At 59.6% G+C, this 19,867-nt stretch carries 17 protein-coding genes; 2 read left to right on the top strand and 15 right to left on the bottom strand.

Features of this window, described 5'->3' with window-relative positions:
• Window positions 1-8: 8 nt before the first annotated feature.
• The 12 genes from CKW17_RS04965 to rfaH form a co-directional block, all read right to left on the bottom strand.
• Window positions 9-1,427: an oligosaccharide flippase family protein gene (locus CKW17_RS04965; RefSeq protein ID WP_095118965.1), complete on the bottom strand. Its 1,419-nt coding sequence runs from the start codon at window positions 1,425-1,427 to the stop codon at window positions 9-11.
• A 13-nt stretch (window positions 1,428-1,440) separates the two neighbouring features.
• On the bottom strand, window positions 1,441-2,394 hold the full coding sequence (locus tag CKW17_RS04960; protein WP_095118964.1) for a glycosyltransferase family A protein: 954 nt from the start codon (window positions 2,392-2,394) through the stop codon (window positions 1,441-1,443).
• Window positions 2,395-2,411: 17 nt separating this feature from the next.
• Window positions 2,412-3,725, bottom strand: coding sequence for an O-antigen ligase (locus tag CKW17_RS04955; RefSeq protein WP_095118963.1), 1,314 nt, complete (start codon window positions 3,723-3,725; stop codon window positions 2,412-2,414).
• Window positions 3,722-4,834 (bottom strand): glycosyltransferase, encoded by a 1,113-nt coding sequence (locus tag CKW17_RS04950; protein ID WP_095118962.1) that lies wholly within the window; start codon window positions 4,832-4,834, stop codon window positions 3,722-3,724. The genes CKW17_RS04955 and CKW17_RS04950 overlap by 4 nt, the downstream gene beginning before the upstream one ends.
• Window positions 4,831-5,910 (bottom strand): glycosyltransferase, encoded by a 1,080-nt coding sequence (locus CKW17_RS04945; protein ID WP_095118961.1) that lies wholly within the window; start codon window positions 5,908-5,910, stop codon window positions 4,831-4,833. The genes CKW17_RS04950 and CKW17_RS04945 overlap by 4 nt, the downstream gene beginning before the upstream one ends.
• A gap of 2 nt (window positions 5,911-5,912) precedes the next feature.
• On the bottom strand, window positions 5,913-6,617 hold the full coding sequence (locus CKW17_RS04940; protein WP_095118960.1) for a WecB/TagA/CpsF family glycosyltransferase: 705 nt from the start codon (window positions 6,615-6,617) through the stop codon (window positions 5,913-5,915).
• 12 nt (window positions 6,618-6,629) lie between these two features.
• Complete coding sequence (locus tag CKW17_RS04935; RefSeq protein WP_095118959.1) at window positions 6,630-7,970, bottom strand: UDP-glucose/GDP-mannose dehydrogenase family protein; 1,341 nt, start codon at window positions 7,968-7,970, stop codon at window positions 6,630-6,632.
• Window positions 7,971-8,041: 71 nt separating this feature from the next.
• On the bottom strand, window positions 8,042-9,433 hold the full coding sequence (locus CKW17_RS04930; RefSeq protein WP_095118958.1) for an undecaprenyl-phosphate glucose phosphotransferase: 1,392 nt from the start codon (window positions 9,431-9,433) through the stop codon (window positions 8,042-8,044).
• A gap of 147 nt (window positions 9,434-9,580) precedes the next feature.
• Window positions 9,581-11,896, bottom strand: coding sequence for a GNVR domain-containing protein (locus tag CKW17_RS04925; RefSeq protein WP_095118957.1), 2,316 nt, complete (start codon window positions 11,894-11,896; stop codon window positions 9,581-9,583).
• A gap of 2 nt (window positions 11,897-11,898) precedes the next feature.
• Window positions 11,899-12,432, bottom strand: coding sequence for a polysaccharide biosynthesis/export family protein (locus tag CKW17_RS04920; protein WP_095118956.1), 534 nt, complete (start codon window positions 12,430-12,432; stop codon window positions 11,899-11,901).
• A 12-nt stretch (window positions 12,433-12,444) separates the two neighbouring features.
• A complete protein-coding gene (locus tag CKW17_RS04915; protein WP_240049761.1) occupies window positions 12,445-13,548 on the bottom strand; it encodes an outer membrane beta-barrel protein in 1,104 nt (367 codons plus the stop codon).
• 94 nt (window positions 13,549-13,642) lie between these two features.
• Window positions 13,643-14,179 carry a transcription/translation regulatory transformer protein RfaH gene (gene rfaH, locus CKW17_RS04910; protein ID WP_095118954.1) on the bottom strand — a complete coding sequence of 179 codons (537 nt, stop codon included), beginning with the start codon at window positions 14,177-14,179 and terminating at the stop codon, window positions 13,643-13,645.
• Window positions 14,180-14,782: 603 nt separating this feature from the next.
• Here rfaH and CKW17_RS04905 point away from each other — a divergent pair.
• Window positions 14,783-15,760: an NAD-dependent epimerase/dehydratase family protein gene (locus CKW17_RS04905; RefSeq protein ID WP_095118953.1), complete on the top strand. Its 978-nt coding sequence runs from the start codon at window positions 14,783-14,785 to the stop codon at window positions 15,758-15,760.
• Between the two features lie 58 nt (window positions 15,761-15,818).
• Here the strand turns inward: CKW17_RS04905 and CKW17_RS04900 are convergent, their stop codons facing one another.
• Window positions 15,819-16,631: a DUF1206 domain-containing protein gene (locus CKW17_RS04900; RefSeq protein WP_095118952.1), complete on the bottom strand. Its 813-nt coding sequence runs from the start codon at window positions 16,629-16,631 to the stop codon at window positions 15,819-15,821.
• A gap of 236 nt (window positions 16,632-16,867) precedes the next feature.
• Here CKW17_RS04900 and CKW17_RS30315 point away from each other — a divergent pair, with 236 nt between their 5' ends.
• Complete coding sequence (locus CKW17_RS30315) at window positions 16,868-17,362, top strand: hypothetical protein (protein WP_176470041.1); 495 nt, start codon at window positions 16,868-16,870, stop codon at window positions 17,360-17,362.
• 111 nt (window positions 17,363-17,473) lie between these two features.
• Here the strand turns inward: CKW17_RS30315 and CKW17_RS04885 are convergent, their stop codons facing one another.
• Window positions 17,474-18,496 carry an XdhC family protein gene (locus CKW17_RS04885; protein WP_095118950.1) on the bottom strand — a complete coding sequence of 341 codons (1,023 nt, stop codon included), beginning with the start codon at window positions 18,494-18,496 and terminating at the stop codon, window positions 17,474-17,476.
• A gap of 12 nt (window positions 18,497-18,508) precedes the next feature.
• Window positions 18,509-19,861, bottom strand: coding sequence for a cytochrome c (locus CKW17_RS04880; protein ID WP_095118949.1), 1,353 nt, complete (start codon window positions 19,859-19,861; stop codon window positions 18,509-18,511).
• Between the last annotated feature and the right edge of the window lie 6 nt (window positions 19,862-19,867).

The following is a 19,867-nucleotide window of genomic DNA, read 5'->3' as shown; positions in this document are numbered from 1 at the left end:
GGACTGAATCAGCGGGCGGTGAAAACCGATTTGAATTCCTGCGGCCAGTGCGGGTGGATGAGGCTGTACGCCACGGCGTAGCTCAGCGCGCCCAGCGCGATGTTGCCGATCAGGTGCAAGTAGCCTTGAAGGCCCAGTTGCGGTGACACCAGCAATACGGTCGCGGCCATGACCAGCGAGGCAATCACGCTGCGGTAATTGGCCTCGACAAACCGCCGCCAGCTGTAACCGATGGCCAGGTTGAGGCCGCGAATTTGCAGTGGCGTGATCAGCAACATGCGCGTGAGCAGAGCGGCAGCTGCGGCCATGCCGCCATAAACGTTGCCGAGGCTGTAGACCAGCGCCAGAGCCAGAACCGTGGTGAGCACTTCCGCCTTGATCGTCAGGTGGCTGCGGTTGACCGCCACCAGTGCGGTGGTGGCGTACATGGCGGTGTTGCCGATGGCCGCCGTGCAAGCCAGCACTTGCAACAGCGGAATGGCGTCAGCCCACTTGGCGCCGAAGATCAACAGGATGAGGTCGTTGGCTGTGAGCGCGAGGCCGATGAACAGCGGCGTCAACACAAAGCCGCTGACGGCGGTCGAGTCGCCAATGATCCCGAGCAGGCGCTTGGGTTCTGCACTGCGGCGGGCGAACGCCGGCAGCGCATAACTCAGCAGGCCGTTATAAATCGCCGTGCGCGGCAGTTCGATGATGCGCATCGCCATGTTGAACATGCCGACTGCGTTCGCCCCGGCCGTCATCCCCAGCACCACGTTGACGCCGCGCTGCAAGGTTTGTGAACTCAGTGAATTGATGGCAACCGGTGCGCCGGCCTTCAACAGTTCGCGCAAGACCGTCCGGTCGATAGCAAAGGCAATGCGTCGCCGGTCTGCACGCATCAGAACAATGATCGACACCCATTCCATGATCAGCGCCTGGGCAATCACTGCCCACGCACCCCAACCGTACAGCGCCACTACGATGCCGCCGACGCCGCCCGCGACTTTGCCCAGTAACGTGCGCGACGCGAGCATCTTGAAGTTACCGCTACGGCGCATTTGCGCCACATAGACCCGCGCCATCATGGTGAACAGGATTTTCACCGAGGCCACTGCCGTCAGCCATTGCAGTAGCGGGTCGGGCGTGTACAGGAATGCCGCGAGCGAGATGATGACAATCGACACAAGGCTGACGAGCACCCCGGCCCAGAAAGCTGTGGAAATGTGTTTGTCTTCCAGCCGTTCAAGGCGTACCAGCGGATCTTCCAGCACCGATGAGTACACCAGACCAATCAGCTCGACGATGGCAATGATGATCGTGCCCACACCTAGCTCGGCCGGCGACAGCAGCTTCGCGTAGACGACAAAGGTGATCATCGACAGCAGGATCAGGCCGAATTTCTCGGTGAAGATCCAGCTCAATGTCACCAGACGGTGATTGGCCATGGCGGGTACCAGTTCAGTGAGCTGGGGTTGACGCCGTTGCCTTGCGCCACGTTCTGGCGCGGGCATAGAGATAGCGCAAGGTCGGTTTGCCGTTGGCGAAGATCAGCGCTTGCCAGGAACACTTGAGCATTCGCCGGTACACGCCGAGCACTTGGTCATGCTCGCCGCGCCGGGAAAACGCTTCGAGAAAATCGGTGTGGTTGCTCAGGACGAAATTGATCCGTTGTTGCTGGCTGAGCATCTCCCCGTAGCGGGCGAGGTACACCTCAATAAAATGGATCTTGTTCTGGTAGTACTTTTTCGGTTGCGCGGTCATGTTGCCGCCGTTGACCGTGCGCTCCAGCAGTACCTGCGGCACCGTGTGGACCTCCCAGTGTTCGGCGATCCGCGTCCACATGTAGCGGTCTTCGGAGTAGCGCAGGCTGGCATCGAAGCCGCCGAGCTGCATGATCACCTCGCGCCTGACCAGCGCAGTGGAAACGCCATTGACGACGTTGGCGTGGATGAAGTCGTAGAAGTGCCTGCCGCTTTTGCGGCGGTTGTCCAGCTGCCGCCGGCCGTCGCTGTAATTGACCTGCGCGTAGCAGTCGATCAACCCCACCGGCCGGCCCTGACGACTGAGTTCTTCGTACAGGGCCAGTTGCAGCTCAAGCTTTTGCGGGTGCCACTGGTCATCGGCATCGAGCATCGCCACAAACGTCTCTTGCGAGTGCCGCATGCCGTGATTACGCGCGCTGGCCTGGCCTTCGTTGGCTTGCTGCAGCAGCGTCAGGCGAAACGGCGCGACAAAGTCTCTGACCCGTTGTGGGCCGTCATCGGTGGAGCCATCGTCAATGACGATGACGTGATCCGGCAGGCGGGTTTGCCCGACCAGCGACGTCAATGTCTGCTCGATGCTGTCGGCGCCGTTGTACATCGGGATAACGACGCACACTGAATCCACGGAAGGGGGGGCTTGATTGGGCACGGGTGGTTCTCCTTGGGTTACGCGTTGGCTGAATCGCGCGGCACTGCTCTGCCAGACACACGCTGACGCTGCGCAGCCGGTGAGGTTGCGGGGTAGGTCGCGAGGTGATGGCGGAAAGACAGGGCGAGGGTGCAGAACACCAGAAACTCGGCGGAGCGATAGTTGGGGATCACGTACGCCACATAATTGGTGACGGCGAACAAACCGATGATCACCAGCGCACTGGCGCGAAACTGCGCCGTTTTATTCGCGGTCACGGCGCGGTATTGCTTGAGCAGGGCTTCGCCAAACATCAGCGCCAGCGCCGTCAGTTGGATGACCCCGCCGTTGAGCAGGGTTTCGACGTAGCCGCTGTGGGCGTTACCGATATAACCCCAACGGGTAATGAAACCGTCGGCATCGGGGCTGGACCAGAAGGCGCCGAAGCCGTAACCCTTGAGGAACTGCCCGTCGATAAACGGCCCGAGCAGTTCCCAGATCAGGGTGCGGTCGGTCAGTGACGGGTCGCGACCGGCCATTTCCAGCAGCACCGCAAAATTGCTGTAGAGGAACAGGCACACCAGCAGGTAGAGGAGGGTGCAGCCGAGGAACATCAGCGGCGAATGGTTGATGCGCAAACGGATCAGGGTCAGGAAGTACCAATAGCTGATCGCGCCGGAAACAATCAGCGCCACCCCGGTCGCCGACTGCGCGAGCAGGATCGCGACCAGCGAGAAAAACGCACAGAACAGCGCCCAGTGATTGCGTCGGCGAATCATCGGTAGCAACAACAGAATGGCGATCGCGTTGAGCCGCGCACCGGCATTCTTTTCGGCAAAAATCCCCTTGAAGGCGCCGTCGCGAATCCCACCGGAGAGGAACGCAACGTCAGGCATGACCACCGCGAGGATCAAGCCGATCAACGCCGCACCGCCGATGGCGCAGCCGAGCATGAAGGTGATTTTTTCCAGCGAATAGTTGTAGGCAATGAAACCGGCGAAAAACACCATGCTGAGCATCGCGATAAAGCGCTTGAAACTCAGCATCGGGTCGTGGGACCAGCCGATCGACGCGATGACACAGAGCAAGAACAGCAGCATGAAAAAGTTGCTGCGATAAAAGGTCTTGCTGAGGAACACCTTGTTGCGGATGAAGAAAAACAACGGCACCAACAGCGTGATCAGCCCGCAGATCTGATTGGCCACGTTGCCTTCGAGGTCTTTGTTGATATCGCCGAAGCTGGCGGCCCCGCCCAGGCTGAGGACAAAGGTAATCACCTGGATGTAAAACAGCACGCCGAACAAGGTGAAGCCGTCGCGTAACGTCGAATACCTGATCGCCAGTGTGCTCATGATGACGGGCTCCCGATCAACGCTTTGAGGTAGGTCTGCACCGCGCTGGCATTGATGAATCGGGCCGCGGCCTCCAGGCGCAATTCACGTTGCAGATTGCGCGGTGTGGTGAGTTGCAGGGCAATCGCCTGTGCCAGGGCGCGCGGATCGTCGACGTCGACCAGTGGCGCGACCACACCGCCGACGAGAATGTCTTGCGGGCCATGGGGGCAACGAGTAGCCACCACTGGCGTGCCCGTGGATAACGCCTCTACCAACGCGTTCGGACTGCCCTCGAAGCGCGACGACAGCACGAAGCAATCGGCGGCGGCGACCTCTGCCAACGGGGCATTGGCATAGCCCGGCAGATCGAAGCGGTCCGCCACGCCCAGTGCGCGCGCCTGTTCCAGCAGATTCGGCCTGAGTGCACCCTCGCCAAAAATGATCAGGCGGGCATTGCTGTCCGCTAATGCGGCGAACGCGCTGATCAAGGTGTCGAAGCCTTTTTGCGGCGCCAGTCGACCCACGGCGACAATCACCGGGCCGGACTTTTCCAGCAGCCAGCGGTGGCTGGGCAGCCCCGGGGCTTTCTGGCGAAAGTCGTTGTCGAGCACCGGGTTGTCGGCAATGGTCACGTCCTGGCGGCGGGCCACGGTGGTGGCGACCAGGTCCTGGGCGACACCCCGCGAGACACAGATCACCGGGTTGGGAATCAGCCGATACAACAGCGGCGCCAGCAGGTACGCGACGCGCACCATGAAATCGGGGTTGACGTGTTTGTCATGGGAAAAGGCATTGCGCTCGCTGACGTGCAGGCGTGCCAGCGTGCCGGACAGCGTCGCCGCCGCAATCGCCACCACGTTGACGTGGGTGAGGGCTGCCAGTTGTGCGTCAAAGCGATTGGCCCGCAAAAAACGTGTGAGTGCCGGCACTGCACGGACGCTGCGCGGACTATTCAACTCAACCTTTTTCACCCGCGGATCGAGGTGCGCGGCGTGAATGCCGCCGCCGGTGAGCATCAGCAAGGTCACGTCATTGCCCGCGTCCACCAGCGCTCCAGCCAGACGCGCCATCATTTTTTCAGCCCCGCCGGCGCTGAGGTCATGCAGGATGATCAGCAGTTTTTTCATTGATTCCATACCTGGTAATACGCCTGCGCCGCTTGCTGGCTGGTGTACTGACGCAGGGTGTCAGTAAGTCTGCTTTCGTTGAAGGCGACGTCATCGCGTGGGGCCAGGCTGCGCAGCATGCCGTCGGCCAGCGCCGGTACGTCGTTGACCTTCACCAGTTGGCCCAGTCGGCCGTTGTCGAGCAGTTCTCGGGGGCCGGTTTCGCAATCGCTGGCCAACACCGGCGTGCCCAGTGCCAGCGCCTCGATCAACACCGTCGGCATGCCTTCCTGCACGGAACTCAAAATGAACAGTTGCGCATGCCGGAGCAGCGGATAGGGGTTGCTCAGGAACCCGGTGAAATGCACTCGCGGAGCGATGCCCAGACGACGGGCCTGAGCGGTCAGTGCCTCGCGCAACGGGCCATCGCCGACGATCACCAGATCCGGCAGCGCTGCACTGCGCAACGCCAGTGCGTAGGCATCGAGCAACAGCTGAAAACCTTTCGGCTCGACCAAACGGCCCAGGCCAAGCCAGTAAGCACTGGGCATTCCGTCGGGTAGCGGCGCCTGCGAGGATTGAAACAGTTGCTCGGTGACAACCGCATTGGGGCAATACCGGATGCGCTGCTGACCCCAGGGCAGTAATTCGATGAGTGTCTGGCGCAAGGCATTGGAGACGGTGACGACCTTGCCGCTGCCACACAGGTACAAGCTGTAGAGCACGCGCAGGCTGGCGGGGCCGGTGTTCTGTTCACTGCAATCGAGGGTCGCGTGGCGGCAATAGATGACTTTGCACAAACGACCCAAGGTGGCGAACCAGGTGCAGAGGTTGGCCTGCTCCTTGGCGGCAATCAGGTGGGTGATGCGTTCACGCTGTATGAGCCGGCGCAACAGGACGATGGACTTGAGCAAACCGACGAGACCGCTGCCGCCGCCGTTGAAGCGCTGCACACCCGGGGTATCGGGCACGTCTGCGTTGATGACGAAAAAACTCACCCGGCGACCGTCCTTGAGGAACTGCTCGGACAGCCGTTGCTGAACGCGCTCGACGCCGCCGCCCAGCTTGAAATCCTTGAGAATAAACAGGATGTGCATGGTCATTCCCCCACACTGATGGCGACTTTGTGCCGGGCGAGCATTGTCAGCAGGTGCAAAAAGTTGCTGGGGTAATCGATGAGGTAGCGTTTGATCGTGTGCGGCTCGCGGTACATTCGATAGAACGCGCGCAGGTGCAGGCGATTGATCAGCGCCGGGTAGTATTGCCGCGTGGCCAGCGCTTCCTGGCGGATGAACCCGCCACAGGTGAAGGCAACACCGCGAAAGCCTGCGCGCAGGGCATCCTGTTCGAACTGCTCTTGCAACCCGGCGCCCAGGCCAACAATCAGGATGTCGGCGGCGCTGCGACAGATGTCCGCTTGAATGTCTTCAGCCTCGGCGGCGTCGAAATAGCCGTTGTGATAACCGGCGATGGTCAGCCGCGGATAAAGCGCCCCGATCTTGACGATAAACAGCTCCAGTTCGGCTTGCCGGGCACCGACGAAGTACACGCGCTTACCCAGTTGCTCGGCGCTGCCGAGGACAAGGTCGGCGATCGAGGTGAAGTCAAAGCTGACCCGGCCAATCGTCCTGCCGGTCACCCGCGACATGAAGGTCGACATCAACATGCCGTCGCAGAAATAGGCGACGCTGCCCGGAGTCTGCTGGAAAACGCTGCCAATGGAGGCAAAGTTGATAAAGGAATAGGCCTGGTTGGCCTCCAGTAATTTCGCCGAGTAATGCCCGACCAGTTCCAGCTGCAACATGGCGCGACTCCTTCAAATGACTGAAGGGGTTGGCCGCCCCACGGAAATGTAGGTGAAGCCGCGTTTGCTCAAACGCTGCGGATCGAACAGATTGCGCCCGTCGAAAATCAACGGTTGTTTCAGCTGGCGGCTGAGCAAGTCGAAGTCCGGCGCGCGAAACGCTTGCCACTCGGTGACGATGATCAACGCGTCGGCATTTTTCAGCGCCGCTTCCTTGGTGCCCGCCAGCGTCAGCTCATCGCGTGCGCCATACAGGCGCTGGGCTTCTTCCATGGCTTTCGGATCAAACGCCTGAACGTTGGCGCCGGCGTGCCACAAGGCCTCCATCAATACGCGGCTGGGGGCTTCGCGCATGTCGTCGGTATTGGGTTTGAAACTCAAGCCCCACAGGGCAAACGTTTTGCCGCGCAGATGACCGTCGAAGTGATTGAAAATCTTGCTGTACAGACTGGTTTTCTGGTCCTGGTTGCGCGCCTCCACGGCCTTGAGCAGTCGGGCGTCGATATCGACACTTGTTGCGGCGTGGATCAGCGCCTTGACGTCTTTGGGAAAGCACGAACCGCCGTAACCCACGCCCGGGTAGATAAACTGGTAACCGATGCGCGGGTCGGCGCCGATGCCGTGGCGGACTTTTTCGATGTCGGCGCCGAGCTTTTCGGCGAGGCAGGCCATCTCGTTCATGAAGCTGATCTTGGTCGCCAGCATGCAGTTGGCGGCGTACTTGCTCAGCTCAGCGCTGCGAAGGTCCATGACAATGATTTTGTCGCGGCTGCGATTGAACGGTTCATACAGCTCGCGCATCACCGCTTCGGCATGCGCGCTGTCGGTGCCGATGATGATCCGGTCCGGGCGCATGCAGTCTTCGACCGCGCAGCCTTCCTTGAGAAATTCCGGGTTCGACACCACATCGAACGTCAGGTGACTGCGATCGCTGTCGGCCAGCACCTGCTCGATACACGCACGCACCTGATCGCCAGTGCCGACCGGCACCGTGGATTTGCCGACGATGATTTGATGCCGATCCATGTTCAGCGCGATGGATTGCGCCACGCTCAACACGTATTGCAGATCGGCTGAACCGTCTTCGTCGGGCGGTGTGCCGACGGCGATCAACAGCACATCACCATGCTGAACAGCCTCGGCCAGATCGGTGCCGAAGCGCAGGCGACCACTTTGATAATTGTCACGCACAAGGCTTTTCAGGCCCGGCTCGTAGATCGGCAGCGTGCCTTGTTTCAGCGCCTCGACCCGGGCCGCGTCGACATCGACGCAGAGCACGTTGTGCCCGACCTCGGCCAGTGCGGCGCCTTGGACCAGGCCCACGTAACCAATACCGAATACGCTCACATTCATGGTCAAACCTCAGATCGTGGTGAAGGTTGTCAATGCAGGGGCAGGGCGGGGCTGAAGCGGTCGGGCAGGGGTCAGTAGATGTTTTTCGAGAACAGCGTGAAGGGCGTCTTGATAAGGATTTTGATGTCGAGCCACAGCGACCATTGGTTGATGTAGTTGAGGTCCTGGGCGACGCGCAGCTGCATCTTTTCCACGGTCTCGGTTTCGCCGCGATGGCCGGTGATCTGGGCGAGGCCGGTGATGCCCGGCTTGAGGCGATGGCGGGCCATGTAGGCGCGCACCTTGCCGGTGTAATAAATGTTGTGAGTGACGGCATGCGGGCGCGGGCCGACCAGGGCCATCTGCCCGGACACGACATTGAACAACTGCGGCAATTCGTCGATGGAACTGCGGCGCAGGAAGCCGCCGATCGGGGTCAGACGGGCATCGTCACGGGTGGCCTGGCGCACCTCGCGATCGTCGTGGACGTGCATCGAACGAAACTTCCAGACCTTGATCACTTCACCGTTGCAACCGTGGCGGGCCTGCTTGAACAGCACTGGGCCGGCAGAGGTGAGCTTGACGGCGACAGCCACCGCCAGCAGCAAGGGACTGAGCAGAATAATGGCCGCGCCGGCCAGGCTGCGTTCAAACAGGTCCTTGCAAAACAGACTCGCCGGGTGCGAGCTGATCAGGCTTTCATTGAGGTAGATCGCCGGCATCCGCTCGATTTCCGAGATCGAATGGTTGAGCAACACCATGCTGCCGAAATCCGGAATCCACACCACGTCGACATTCATGTCCAAGAGGTCGATGTACAGCGCTTCGATGGTCGCGGCATGCGCCATGGTCAGCACGATATAGACGCGGCGCACTTCCAGACGCGTGATGATCTCGCGGATCGCAGCTACGTTGCCGAGCAGCGGCAGAATGCTTGGGGCCGGGCCGGCATTGTCGGCGGCAGCGATGAAACCGAGCACCAGCGCGCGGTTCGGTCGCGAGAGTTTTTTCGCCAGCTCATGGGCCGTCGGGCAGGTGCCGATGATGACCGAACGGCGCTCTTTGCAAACCCTGCGCGAGTGCAATCGGGCGAAGTAATGCAGGGGCAGAAAACTCGCCGCCTGCACGACGAACCCGAGTACCGCCCAGACGATAATCACTTGGCGTGAATAGATCGCGCTGGTCTGGGTGATGAAGGCAATGGCCGCGAGCACGGCCAGTAGAATCAGCCAGCCGGCCAGCAATCGGCCGAGGCCGACCAACAGACCATGGCGCTTGTGGTAGACCTGCATCACGCTGTAAATCGGCACCGAGCCGAGCACGGCGAGAATGATCAGGATGCGGTATTCGCTGTTCAGACTGCCGACGCGCCAATGCACGAGCAACATCAGCAACACGGTGGTCAGCGACAGTGCGCACAGCCACTGGCCCCAGAAGGTCAGGCCTCGGCGGTGCGTCAGGTGAGCAGTATAGAGCGGCGTCATGGGCTTAACCTCGAGGCAGCAGTCATGCATCAGCGCTAATCGAACGGACAGGACGGGTCGCCCGATGGCTATTCCGTAGCTCGGCAGAGGTGAAGCGGGTTGTGCGATGGCAGAAGGGGGTGTAGCGGCTGGCGTATTCGCCTGGTGTTACCTGGGCGCGAAATCGTAGTTATAGAACGCCCGGGAGTGGTGATGGCCGTACTTGCGCGCCTTGCGCAGGTCGACCTGGTTGAGCACGGTGCCGAACACCGGGACATGGCTCTGCTGCAACGCGGCGAGCCCTCGCTGTACCTGGCTGATTGGCGTGCTGTCGGCCTTGACCACATAGATCACGGCATCCGAATGCCGCGCCAGCAACAGCGCGTCGCTGATCATCTCGGCAGGGGGAGAGTCGATAATGATGTGGCGGTAACGCGACCTCAGCGCTTCAAGCATGCGCGCCATGCGCGGTGAGCTCAGCAGATCCTGCGGCGGTGGCTGCAACGGATTGAGCGAATCGGCCGGCGACGGCAGGCGCGGGGCGGCGAACATGTCCAGTGGTGCCGGCAGAACCTTGCCGGCCGGCAACATGTCCAGATTGCCCACCGAGACAATGCAGTCTTCAAGCCGGGCGGTGCCGGCAATGACATTCGCCAGCCCCGGGCTGTCCGGTGGGAAATCGAAGTTCAGCGACAAGGTTGGCTGACGCATGTCGGCATCGATCAACAGCACTCGCTCGAGTGACGTCAGCGAACTGGCCAGATTGTTGGCAATGGTGCTTTTACCCTCACCGGCAACCGTCGATGTCACCAGCACCACCTGCGAGGGCATTTCACTGCTTTGCAGCATCAACCAGGTGCGCAGGTTGCGAATGGTCTCGGAAAAACGCGGGTTGTCGTTATCTTCGAACAAGCGCGCCAGTTGCCGACGGGTTTTCTTCGTCACCAGTGGCACGACGCTGAGCAACGGAATGTTCAGCGCGTTTTCGATCGACTCATCGGTTTTGAAGGTATTGCTCAGGCTCTCGAACAGCAGCGCCAAGGCAACGCCGATCACCGCAGCGATCAACCCGACGATCGCGACAATCAGGGTTTTACGCGGTTTGCTCGCGTCGACCGGGACAATGGCCGGGTCGACGATGCGCACCTTGGTCGAGTCCATGTCCGCGGTGGCGGTGGTTTCTTTCAAGCGTGTGACGAAGGTTTCATACAGCGCGCGGGAGCTGTCGACCTCACGCTGGAACTCGCGCAACTGAAACTCTTTGCGCGCAATGTCCTGGATTTGCGCCTTGTTGCTGTTGAACGACTGACGCAGCGAGGCTTCACTGGCAGTGGCGAGCTGGTATTGCCGCTCGATACCGGCGACCACTTGCTGCACCTGCAATTGCAGGCTGGTGGTGGCGGTGCGCAATTCGGTCTGCGCAGAAAGCAGGCTCGGGTGTTTTGGCCCATAACGGCCCGCCAGTTCATCCACCTTGGCTTGCGCCACAGCGCGGTCGGCCTGGAACTTCTGCACCAAAGGATTGCTCAGCACCGCAGGCACGCTGGAGAGCCGGCTCAGATCACCGTTGCCCAAGGCCTTCGCCTGGCGGTATTCGCTCTCGGCTTCAGCGCGGTTGCGCCGGGCGTCGACCATGCGATTACCGGTCATTTCCAGTTCGTTGGCACTGATGGTGGCTACGCCGCCGACGTCCACCAGACCTTGCTCTTCGCGGTAGCCCTGGAGCTTTTTCTCGGCGACGCGCAAATTGTCGCGCAGTTTGACCAGCCGTGTGTTCATCCAGGCGGTGGTGGTTTGCGAGGACTTCTCGCTGGTATCGAGCTGGCTATCGGTGAAGCCTTGCGCCAACGCATTGGCCGCCGCGGCTGCGAGAACCGGATCGGGCAACTCGACCTCGATCTCGAGCAACTGGCTCTTGCCGACGAACTTGACGCTGGTGTGCAGCATGAGGTTCTGCGTGACCTGATTGAAGACGTCTTCTTCAGTTGGCTCCTCTTTATTGCTCAGCGGCATCAAGCGGCTCAGGCCCGGGATCCATTGATCAAGGTCGAGATCAGCCAGCCACTGGCGCGGTGTAAACCAGGGCTTTGCTTGCTGGCGCGGGTCGGTGACCGGATGCGTGGTCAGGCCGAGTTTTTTCACTGCGCGTTCGGCAAGATCGCGCGATTGCAGGAGCGCCTGCTGGGTCTGCAAGTAATCCGTGGCGTTGCCGCCGGAATCCTTGACTTGCTGGAATGACATCAGCGGCGGGGTTTTATCGTTGAACAGCAGGGTGGTGCTGCCGATGTATTGCGGCGTGATGTTCGAGACCACAATCGCGGCCAGCGCAGCGCTCGCCAGCACCAGCCAGGCGATGCTCCATTTGGCGCGCCAGATCACTCTCCAGAGCTTTAACAGGTCAAGGGTGTCCTTGTCTTCGCTGTACTGCTGATGCAGATGCGCTTGCAGAGGACGTTCGACGTAGGTGCTAGGGCTGTTGTCCATGATTAGAAAAAGCCTTGTGCAATGGAAATGGTGTCGCCGGGGGCAATCGTGGTGTTGCGCGTCACGTCATCGGTGAGGGTCGCGCCACCATCGCCGCGCAAAATGGTCACGCGCTTGATCGAGGCACGCTCGGTCAGGCCACCGCCCAAGGCGATGGCTTTCTCCAGAGTCAGGCCGGGCACGAACGGGTAGCTGCCGGGTTTCTTGACTTCGCCATTGATGTAGAAAGAGCGATATTCAATCTGGCTGAGGCTGACTTTCGGGTCGATCAGGTAACCCTGTTTCAGCCCGTCGACGATGATTTTTTCGACTTGGCCGGGGGTCAGCCCCTTGGCGGAAATCTCGCCCAGAAAAGGGTAGGAAAAAGTGCCGGCATCACTGAGGCGGATCTTTTTCAGGCTCAACTCCGGCTCACCGAAGACGATGATCCGCAACACATCGCCTGCGGCCAGTTTGTATTGCGTGCTGGGGTCTGCGGCAAAGGTATGAGGTACAAAACACAGGGCGAACAACAAGACGAGTGTGCGTGTGTTCATGTCGAAACCCTCTTAAAGGCTGACGTTGAAACTGATCTGGAACACGTTGCGGGTGAAGCTTTCATTGTCGGCATCGGAATCGTTGTCGCGGTACCGATAACCCAACTCGATATCCAGCCAGCGGCGCATCGCGTACACCACGGCCAGGTTGTAGTCCTGGAGATCGTCGGTACGGCTTTGACCTTCGTAGACATAACGGCCAAAACCGGCTTGTGCCACCGTGGTGATGCGTTCGGTCCAGCCGTGGCGCCAACCGACCTGAGTGAACGTCGACTTCACGGCATCAGCGCCATCGTCACCTTCGGCGAGGGCTTGGCGAGCGACAAAGGTAAACGTCGAATAGGTTCGCGGTTTCCATTGCAAATCGACTTGCCAGGTCGGGTTGTTGAGGTCTTTGGATTCGCTGTTGTCGAAGTTTTTGCGCTCATAACCGAGGCGCACTTTGCCGGTGGTACGTGCGGTGAAGTCCCACACGGCACCGGCCAGTACCGCATCGGATTTACTGCTGCGCGGGCTGTTGGCTTGCTGGTAATCAAAGTCGGTGTGGTCATATTCGAGCAGGCCGCGGGTATTACTGCCGATGCGGTGGTACCAGGTGCTGGTGAGGGCGGTGGTATTGCGTTCCTTGTCGTCGTTGATGCCGTCGGCATTGTCATAGCGCAGTTGCGCGTAACTGGCGCCGACATCGATTTGGTTGTCGGCACTTTTAGCGCCGAAGGTGTAGAGACCGCCCACGCGTTTATTGTTGAGCTTGTCGTTGATGCCCTCGACCGCCGTCGACTCGGTGCGCTCCCATTTACGGTACTCGGCGTCGAGCTTGAGACGATGGCGGTCGGTGAACTCCATGATGCTGTCGGCACGCACGCGCTGGGCGGTGTTCGAGGCATCGGAATCGTCGTGATAGATATAACGCGTGGGCTGCCAGATCAGTCGAGTCGCGCTGTTGCGATCTTCCGCCTTGAGCTCGAAGGTCGGCGCCAGTTTGGTGACCATCGATGACTGTTTACTGTTTTCCACTTCGCGAAAGTTATCGTCATAACTTTCTGAAAACAAAAAGGATGGCGTGAAATCGAATCCGTAAACATTAATGGCTTGCGGATCGATACTCCAGGCCATTCCAGGATAGAGAGAGGCCATCAGCAGTGCGACAGGGCATCGTGACTTCAAAGCCATGTTATAGCTCCTGAGCAAAGGCTTATAAGGCAAGGGGTTAGTGATAGTTCTGAACGTTGGGTTGTTGACGTTCGATCACGCTGAGTGGCAAGCAAACCGATTGTTCGCGATTCAGAAACTGCAGGAGGATCATCACCCGGTCGTTGCCGTGCAAGCCGAGAAACACGCCCTCCAAGGGAGCCAGCGGGCCGCTGACGATCTGCAGATTCTGCCCCGGTTTCAGCGCCTGATCCGGTTCCGCCAGCGATGACTCGATACAGCGCGCACGCAGGTGCTCGATGACGTGCTCTGCCACCGTCGCAGGACCGTGATTGAATTCGACGATACGACTGACCCCGCGTGTAGAACGCAAGGGCCCCCAATTGTCGTTACGACTGAGCTGGATAAACAAATACCCGGGGAATAGCGACTCGCGCACTCGCTGTCGTTTCCCACGGATGATTCGCTCACTGAGGAGTTGCGGATGGAATACCACGTAATCCTGTTGGAGCAGGTTGAGGTGAGCGCGCTCATCCTGACGTGGCTTGCATTGCAAAAGGTACCAAAAGGGACGTTCGGAGCTGATAACTGGCATGCTGGTAAACTCTGTAATGATCGAAAGTTTATGCAGGCAGAAGCTCTATCGAGGGCTAAGTAAGGGCAAAGGGTGAAAGTCTATTCTTATTTTATTAACACTGAAGTGTTTCAAACTTGAATCACACAGCGTTTCATTAAGGTGCGTCGAACTGCGGCGTGACGCTATAGTGTGCGGCGCATAGGCAATAAGCCGCGGCTTAACTTTTCAGAAGACAAAGCTACCGCACGGTCTGCTCATGCAGCTTTAACGATAGGTAACTAAATAGTTGTCTCTGAAACGACAGGGCGCGAGTAGAAGATTGCTCGCGCCCTGTAAAAATGAACCTTGGTAGTTATCGGCCAGTCTTTGCGGTCTGTCAAACGTTCCCAGTCAAAAAACACGCCATTTATCCGCTAGTGATGGCACTCGCGCGCAGGTTATTGTTTTTTAAGGCGTCATCCTTTTGTCGGAAGGCAAGAAACTTTACTGTCACTTCAGAGTCGTCGCTCGCCATTTAGATCAGACGTTAAACCCCATAGTTGGGGAAGTTATAAAGTCTGGACTGCGCAACTCGACCAACGCTATAACTAATCGCCTGGCGACTTGGCTGGAGAGACAAATATGTCCGTTCTTGTTACAGGTGCTACAGGCTTTATCGGATATCACACGGTCAGACGATTGATATTGCAAGGCCATCAAGTAATCGGCATCGACAATCTTAACGATTATTACAGCGTGGAACTCAAACAGGCGCGCCTCAAGCAGTTGAGCGAGCTAAAAGGTTTCCGTTTCCAGACCATGGACATTGTCGATAAGCCAGCCTTGATGGCACTTTTCGAAGAGCAGGGGTTCACCGAAGTCGTGCATTTGGCCGCTCAAGCGGGTGTCCGTTATTCGCTCGACAACCCGGATGCTTATGCACAATCGAATCTGCTGGGCTTTCTCAATGTGCTGGAAGCCTGCCGCCACTATCCACCTGCGCATCTGATCTACGCGTCGAGCAGTTCGGTGTATGGGGCCAACAGCAAGCTGCCATACAGTGTCGATGACGCGGTCGAGCATCCGGTGTCCCTGTATGCCGCCACCAAACGCGCCAATGAATTGCTTGCCGACAGCTACTGCCATCTCTACGGCCTGAAGGCCAGTGGGCTACGGTTTTTTACCGTTTATGGGCCATGGGGTCGACCGGACATGGCGCTGTTCAAGTTCACCGAGGCGATCCTCAATGGGCGGCCGATCGATATTTATAACCAGGGCCAGATGGCGCGGGACTTTACCTACGTCGATGACGTTGTCGAAAGCATCGTCCGCCTGTGCCCGAAGCCGCCGGTGCCGAACAAGGAAGACGAGGGCAGCCACCGGATTTTCAACCTGGGGCGGGGCAGGCCGATCGCGCTGCTGGATTTTGTCGACTGCCTGGAGACGGCATTGGGCATAAATGCTCAGCGCAATTTGTTGCCGATGCAGGCAGGCGATGTGATCAAGACCTGGGCGGATGTTTCGGCACTGGCAGACTGGATCGGGTTTTCGCCGCAGGTGGAGGTTGAAGCCGGCGTGGAGCAGTTTGTACGCTGGTATCGCGAGTACTATCGGGTGTGAATAAACGGTGGCGTCCCCGCTGACTGGATGACGAGCGCCATGGGGACTGGATTACACTCTACGGTCTCGCGACTCCCGGCACATCCATATTGATCTTGCGCCAGAAAGCTTCCGCCAGACTGTAGACCGAGAAGGCAATCAGCCCCAAGGCCATCACCATCAAAATCAGCCAGCCAGCGGGTAGATTCTGCAGTGCATCGAGCGCTTCCTTCATACCCGGTGGATCCATGGCTTGGTAGGTAGAACCGCTGACGGCCAGCAGCAATGCAATCTCGATAAACACCACGCCGCGCGCTATCAGACCAAACCGCGAGACCGGGCGGACGTAGCGCATGACATCCTCGTCGGCCTCGAAATACTTCTCGAACGTCGCTTTCCAGCCCTTGAAGATGTGAGCAATGCCGACCCCCAGCGGAATGAGGGCGATCAGGTACACCAGCCAGTTCGAGTGTTCCCAGGACAGCAGATGCGCCAGCCAGTCTTTGGTCTGTCCTGCGGAATCGCCCGAGCTTTTAATCCCGCTTATAAGCAGACCCAATGCAAAGAACGCCAGAGCAGCGTTGACCAAACCTCCGACAAACAGCCCTGTGCGAATCACCAGACCTTTGAGTTGTTTGCCGTGATGATCGACATCACGCGTTGCCTGCAGGACGCGCCAGGCGGCAAATGCGAGCAGTCCCGCCACGACAAGTCCAACCAGAAAATAGCCGAATGGCTGGCCCAGCAAGGCTTCCAGACTCTTGTGACTGTCCTTCGGCTTGGTTGAATCCTGGGCGGCCAGTAACGCAAAGATACCGATGATCAGATACAGCATTCCTCGGGCGGCGTAGCCTCCCCGAGCGAGGATAACAAGGTTGCTTTGCGCGGACATGGGACGTATTCCTGAGAGGTCATACCAGAGCAGACCCTTCTTGCCGGGAGGGGTTCTATGAACAGAGAAAGACTGTAGGAGCCTGGTGATCGAAAACGTCCTGCGACCACGGCTCAAGTCATATTGGCTGCCCCAGAATCGGGCCTTGTACAGCGACTTCCGTCTGTCGCAGGACTTGAACCATAAAGGGCCGATTGCGTCTTAACTTTTGCGAAATCAACCCAATGGAAGCAATCATGCTTTTGAAGAATAAGAGTCTCCTTGCTGTCATGTCCTGCGCCATGATGCTCGCAGCCGCCCCATTACTCCCTGCTGACCTCTCTGTCATGAACTCTGCCTACGCGAAGGACGGTGGTGGTGGTGGTGGTGGTGGTGGTGGTGGTGGCAACGGCGGCGGCAATGGTGGTGGTAACGGCGGTGGCCATGGCGGCGGTACGGGCGGCGGTCATAGCGGCTCAGATCACGGAAGTGCCAATAGCAACGGCCGTGGCAATGGGCTCAGTAGTGATCATGCGGGCAAGGCCACTCGCGACCATGGCGAAAGCGGTAACCACTACGGCAGTGATCGCAATGGGAACAGCGGTCACGGCTCAACGACTTCAGGCGTCGCCCATTCCAAAGATACGCGCGGCGTGACCAAAGCGACGGCGATCTCCGACACGACACCAGGGGATCACAACTCAAAAGGGTTGAGCAAAGCCGGAACGTCGACAGCCAAGAAATCACACTGATCCGCTCTACCTGCCGCACGCAATATAAACAAAGAGGGCGCCTGACAAGGCGCCCTCTTTGTTTGCGCATTTGCTATTGATCAGAGGCGCTATGTCAGTGTTTGCTGGGGGTTAGCCGGATGAGGTGGTAACGAGGTTAACCGCTTTGGCCCTGGCAATTGAAAACGCTTTCGGCAGGCTGGCACCATTCTTCGCCGCAAGAATCTCCGCCATCACGCTAACGGCGATTTCCGCAGGGGTCTTGCTGCCGATATACAGGCCGATCGGCCCGTGCAGGCGCTCAAGCGACGCCTCGGTTTCACCAAAATGCTCGATCAGGCGTTCGCGGCGCAGTTGGCTGTTGCGCCGCGAGCCGATGGCGCCGATGTAAAACGCCGGGCCGTGGAGGGCTTCGAGCAGGGCCAGATCGTCGAGTTTGGGGTCATGGCTCAAGGCGACGATGCAGGTGCGCAGATCGACCGCGAAGTCGCGAACCACGTCGTCCGGCATGCCGACAATCCGCTCCACACCATCCACCGCCCAGGTCTCGATGTACTCGGGACGCGGATCGCACACCGCCACTTTGAAACCGTTGAACAGCGCCATGGTGGCCAGATATTCGGCCAGCGCGCCGGCACCGATCATCAGCATTCGATAGCCCGGCCCTAGAGTGTTGAGCATCTGCGCGCCATCGAAGCTGAACTGTTCCGGCGTCGCGGTCGGTTCGAGCATCACCTCTCCGGACTCCAACGCCAGACGGCGACGAACCAGTTGCCCGGCGTCCAGTTGCCCCAGCAACGCGTCAAGCGACTGCCACGCCGGGTTGAACTCAAGGATCAGTTCCAGCGTGCCACCGCAGGGCAGGCCGAAGCGATGCGCCTCATCGGCACTGACGCCATAGCGCACCACTTGCGGTGCGCTGTCGCTAAAAGCGTTGCCGCCATGAGCCGTGGTGAAGCGATGGATCAGATCATCCTCAATGCAGCCGCCGGACACGCTGCCCACCACGCGACCATCGTCACGCAAAGCCATCATCGATCCCGTCGGCCGTGGTGACGAACCCCAAGTGCGCGCCACCGTGGCGAGCAACACTCGCTCGCCAGCGGCGAGCCAGTCCCGCGCCGTGCGCAGGACCAGCAAGTCGATGCTTTCCATCAGTGTCTCCTCTTAGCGCATCTGCAGGATGATCGGGCTGCTGCTGGCCGGATCGGTGTGTTCACGCAGTTTGCCCACCGCCTGCGCATCGACCGCTGTGCTCTGATTGCCCCAAGTGCTGCGCATGAAGGTCAGCACTTCGGCGATCTGCTGATCCGACAACTGCTCACGGAAGGCCGGCATGCGATAGGCATCCGGCACACCAGCCGCGACGACACGCTGCGAACCATTGAGGGTGATGTTGATCGCCGAGGCGCTTTCCTTGGCCAGTGCCGAGGTGGCGCCGGCCAGCGGCGGCATCCATTCAGGTTGCCCCTTGCCGTCGAGGCCATGGCAGGAAGCACAGCGCGTCACGTAGGTATGAGCACCGGGCGAGTCCAGACGTTGCGCTGCCGAAACCGCTTGATACTGCCACGGCGCGCCATCCCGTTCGCGATCCCCGGGAAGTGACTTCAGGTAGTGGGCAATCGCGGTCAAATCATCATCGCTCATGAACTGCGTGGAGTTGTTGAACGCCTCAGTCATCGAGCCATAGACCACCGCATGTTGGTTGCGACCGGTCTTGAGGAACTGCACGATCTCTGGCTCGCTCCATCGGCCCAGGCCGGTGTTGTGATCATCGCGCAGGCTCGGTGCGTACCAGCCATCGAGCAAAGCACCAGCGAGGTACGGCTTGCCGGCCTCATCCAGTGCCTTCTCGTTGAACGCCAAGCCACGCGGCGTATGGCAACTGCCGCAATGCCCGGCGCCTTGAACGAGGTAAGCGCCACGGTTCCACTGTTCATCCTGCGACGGTTTGGCCGCGTAGGGCTCGTCGTCGACAAACACACCGTTCCACAGTGCAATCGGCCAGCGCAGGTTCAACGGAAAGGGAATCGCGCTGGGGATGTTTGCCTGCTTGACCGGCGCCACGCCTTTCATGAAGAACGCATACAGCGCGCGCACATCATCGTCACTGAGCTTGGCGTAGGACGGGTAGGGCATCGCCGGATACAGACGGCGACTGTCGGGCGCCACGCCGTGGCGCACCGCCCGGTCAAAATCCGCCAGGCTGTAGTGGCCGATGCCGGTTTCCGTGTCCGGGGTGATATTGGTCGCATGGATCGAGCCCAGCGGTGTGGCCATTTCCAGGCCACCAGCGAATGGCGCGCCCCCCGGCACACTGTGACAGGCCACGCAATCGCTGAGCCGGGCGACATATTCGCCCCGCGCGACCAGTGCCGGGTCGATGTCGGCCACGGCGATCTGATGGGTTTCAAGGCGCGAGACAGGCTCGCGGGTGACATACCAGGCCAGCAGGCCTGCCGCGACCAGGCACGGCACTGCCAGCCAGCCAGCGGTTCTTGCGAATCGGCTGTTATTCATGGACGC

Origin of the sequence: Pseudomonas sp. Irchel s3f10 (assembly GCF_900187515.1) — a bacterium.
Taxonomy (GTDB): domain Bacteria; phylum Pseudomonadota; class Gammaproteobacteria; order Pseudomonadales; family Pseudomonadaceae; genus Aquipseudomonas; species Aquipseudomonas tensinigenes.
The sequence above is the reverse complement of the archived record's forward strand: the minus strand, read 5'-3'. Positions and strand labels throughout refer to the sequence as shown.